Origin of the sequence: Mycolicibacter acidiphilus (assembly GCF_018455725.1) — a bacterium.
GTDB lineage: Bacteria > Actinomycetota > Actinomycetes > Mycobacteriales > Mycobacteriaceae > Mycobacterium > Mycobacterium acidiphilum.
The window spans coordinates 1-3,647 of the sequence record NZ_JAHCLR010000052.1 but is presented as its reverse complement, the minus strand read 5'-3'; the positions used below and the strand labels follow the sequence as shown (position 1 = coordinate 3,647).

General features: G+C 69.9%; 3 protein-coding genes. All 3 read left to right on the top strand.

What is annotated here, in order from left to right:
• The first annotated feature begins 137 nt into the window (after positions 1-137).
• From KIH27_RS18870 to KIH27_RS18860, 3 genes are read left to right on the top strand one after another with little or no spacing between them, the layout of a single operon-like run.
• On the top strand, positions 138-1,532 hold the full coding sequence (locus KIH27_RS18870) for a cystathionine beta-synthase (RefSeq protein WP_214094507.1): 1,395 nt from the start codon (positions 138-140) through the stop codon (positions 1,530-1,532).
• A gap of 60 nt (positions 1,533-1,592) precedes the next feature.
• Entirely contained in the window at positions 1,593-2,366 is a 774-nt protein-coding gene (locus KIH27_RS18865) for an RDD family protein (protein WP_214094506.1), read from the top strand.
• 31 nt (positions 2,367-2,397) lie between these two features.
• Complete coding sequence (locus KIH27_RS18860; protein WP_214094505.1) at positions 2,398-3,552, top strand: cystathionine gamma-synthase; 1,155 nt, start codon at positions 2,398-2,400, stop codon at positions 3,550-3,552.
• Positions 3,553-3,647: the final 95 nt, after the last annotated feature.

Below are 3,647 nucleotides of genomic sequence, written 5' to 3'. Positions count from 1 at the left end.
ATGGGGCGGGTCCAGCTTCGGCTCTCCTTCGTCGAGCCTTGCTGACCCGCTGGGTTCATGGGGCGGGTCCAGCTTCGGCTCTCCTTCGTCGAGCCTTGCTGACCCGCCCGGACGAATGACCTGAGACGATTGTCGCCATGCGGATCGCACGTCACATCAGTGAGCTCATCGGCAACACCCCCCTGGTCGAGCTGAGTTCGGTCGTCCCGGCGGGCGCTGGCCGGGTGGTCGCCAAGGTCGAGTACCTCAACCCGGGCGCCAGTTCCAAGGACCGCATCGCGGTGAAGATGATCGACGCCGCGGAGGCCAGCGGCGCGCTCAAGCCCGGCGGCACGATCGTCGAACCGACCTCCGGCAACACCGGGGTCGGCCTGGCGCTGGTCGCGCAGCAGCGCGGCTACCACTGTGTTTTCGTCTGCCCGGACAAGGTCAGCGAGGACAAGCAGAACGTGCTGCGGGCCTACGGCGCCGAGGTCGTCGTCTGCCCGACCGCGGTCCCGCCGGACGATCCGGCCAGCTACTACAGCGTCTCCAACCGGCTGGTGGCCGAGATCGACGGCGCCTGGAAGCCCGACCAGTACTCCAACCCGGCCGGTCCCGCCAGCCACTACGAGACCACCGGTCCGGAGATCTGGAACGACACCGACGGCAAGATCACCCACTTCGTCGCCGGCGTCGGCACCGGCGGCACCATCACCGGCACCGGTCGCTACCTCAAGGAGGTGTCCGGCGGTGGCGTGCAGATCGTCGGCGCCGACCCGGAGGGCTCGGTCTACTCCGGCGGCACCGGTCGGCCCTACCTGGTGGAAGGCGTCGGTGAGGACTTCTGGCCGGCGGCATACGATCCGAGCATTCCCGACGAGATCATCGCGGTGTCCGACGCGGACTCGTTCGACATGACCCGGCGACTGGCCCGCGAGGAAGCGCTGCTGGTCGGCGGTTCCTGTGGGATGGCGGTGGTCGCGGCGGTGGAGGTGGCCGTCAAGGCCGGCCCGGACTCGCTGGTCGTCGTCCTGCTCCCGGACGGCGGCCGCGGCTACATGTCGAAGATCTTCAACGACGCGTGGATGTCGTCCTACGGATTCCTGCGCACCCGGCTGGACGGGTCGACCTCACAGCCCACGGTGGCCGATGTGCTGCGCGGCAAGTCCGGGGTGCTGCCGGATCTGGTGCACACCCACCCGTCGGAGACGCTGCGCGACGCCATCGGGATCCTGCGGGAGTACGGGGTGTCGCAGATGCCGGTCGTCGGCGCCGAACCCCCGGTGATGGCCGGCGAGGTGGCCGGCAGCGTCTCCGAGCGGGACCTGCTGTCGGCGGTGTTCGAGGGCCGCGCCAAGCTCGCCGACGCCGTCGCAAAGCACATGGGTCCGCCGCTGCCGCTGATCGGCTCCGGGGAGCTGCTCAGCGACGTCGCTGACGTGCTGCGCGACCACGACGCGGTGATGGTGGTCGAGGAGGGCAAGCCGGTGGGCGTGATCACCCGCCACGACCTGCTCGGCTTCCTGTCCGAAGGCGCACGACGCAAGTAACGTCGCCGCTGCGGGCGCTGCGGTAGCCTGTCACACTCAGCCGACTCCGAAAGGGCGCCGATGACTTTCCCGCCACCACCCGGCGACTACCCGCCCCAGCCCGGCGGATACCCGCCGCCCCCGGGGAACTACCCGCCGCCCGGCAACTACCCGCCCCCGCCGGGGAACTACCCCGCACCGGGCAGCTACCCCCCGCCGCCGGGCAGCTACCCGCCGCCGGCGAACTACCCGCAGCCAGGCGGCTACCCGCCACCGCCCGGGAACTACCCGGCACCGCCACCGGGTAACTACCCGCCGCCTCCGCCGGGGAACTTCCCCCCGCCGCCGCCGGGGTACGGGATGGCGCCGAGCGCGGTCGGCAACCTGCCGCAGCACGCCTACGTGTCATGGGGCAAACGGGTGGGTGCCGCACTCATCGACATGATCCCGGTCCTGTTCATCTACGGGATCCCCGCGGTCATCGCCTCGGCTTCTGCGGAGAAGCAGTGCGTCCACGACACCGTCGGGTACGGGGTCAACTGCACGATGAGCCCGTCCGGGTTCGGCTTGCTGCTGATGTTCCTGGGCTGGATCGGGGCATTCGCGTTCGGACTCTGGAACTACGGGTACCGCCAGGGCGTGACCGGGTCGAGCATCGGCAAGTCGGCGCTGAAGTTCAAGGTGGTCTCCGAGACGACCGGCCAGCCGATCGGCTTCGGACTGTCGTTTGTTCGGCAACTCGCCCATTTCGTCGACTCCATCTTCTGCATCGGGTACCTGTTCCCGCTCTGGGACGCGAAGCGGCAGACGCTGGCCGACAAGATCATGACGACGGTCTGCCTGCCGACGGCTTGATCTGCCCCCGCGATCGTTAGGCTGGCCATCGATGAGCGGAAACCACCCTTACAGCGGCCTGTCCACCACGGCGATCCACGCCGGCTTCCGGCCGGACCCGGCCACCGGGGCGGTGAACGCGCCGATCTACGCCAGCAGCACGTTCGCCCAGGACGGTGTCGGCGGGCTGCGCGGCGGGTTCGAATACGCCCGCACCGGTAACCCGACCCGGTCCGCGCTGGAGACCGCGCTGGCCGCGGTCGAGCGGGGCCGGTTCGCCCGGGCGTTCTCGTCTGGGATGGCCGCCACCGACTGCGCGCTGCGGGCGGTGCTGCGCCCCGGTGACCACCTGATCATCCCGGATGACGCCTACGGCGGGACGTTCCGGCTGATCGACAAGGTGTTCGCGCAGTGGGGGGTCACGCACACCCCGGTCCCGCTGGCCGACCTCGACGCGGTGCGCGGCGCGCTCACCGACCGCACCCGGCTGATCTGGGTGGAGACGCCCACCAACCCGCTGCTGTCGATCGCCGACATCGCGGCAATAGCCGCCATCGGCAAAGACGCCGGGGTGAAGGTGCTGGTGGACAACACGTTCGCCTCGCCGGCACTGCAGCAGCCGCTGACGCTCGGTGCGAACATCGTGCTGCACTCGACGACGAAGTACATCGGCGGTCACTCCGACGTGGTCGGCGGCGCCCTGGTCACCGACGACGAGGAACTCGACGCGGCGTTCGGCTTCCTGCAGAACGGGGCGGGGGCCGTCCCGGGTCCGTTCGACGCCTACCTGACGCTGCGCGGTCTCAAGACCCTGCCGTTGCGGATGCAGCGGCACAGCGAGAACGCGGCGGCCGTCGCTGAATTCCTCAGCGGGCATCCGGCGGTGAGCACCGTGCTCTACCCGGGGCTGCCCGGGCATCCCGGCCACGACGTGGCGGCCGAGCAGATGCGCGGCTTCGGCGGGATGGTGTCGGTGCGGATGCGCGGCGGACGCGACGCGGCCCAGCAACTCTGCGCGCGCACCGGAGTGTTCATCCTCGCCGAGTCACTCGGCGGGGTGGAGTCGCTGATCGAGCACCCCGGCGCCATGACCCACGCCTCGACGGCCGGGTCGCAGCTTGAGGTGCCCGACGATCTGGTGCGACTGTCGGTCGGCATCGAGGACATCGCCGACCTGCTCGCCGACCTGGAGCAGGCGCTGGGCTGAGCCGACCCCCACCCCCAACTAGTGCGAGCGTGCAGAGTTGTCCGTAGAAACCCCAGGCGGCGGGCTGTTGCAAAATCGGTAGTTAGGTGAGCTAT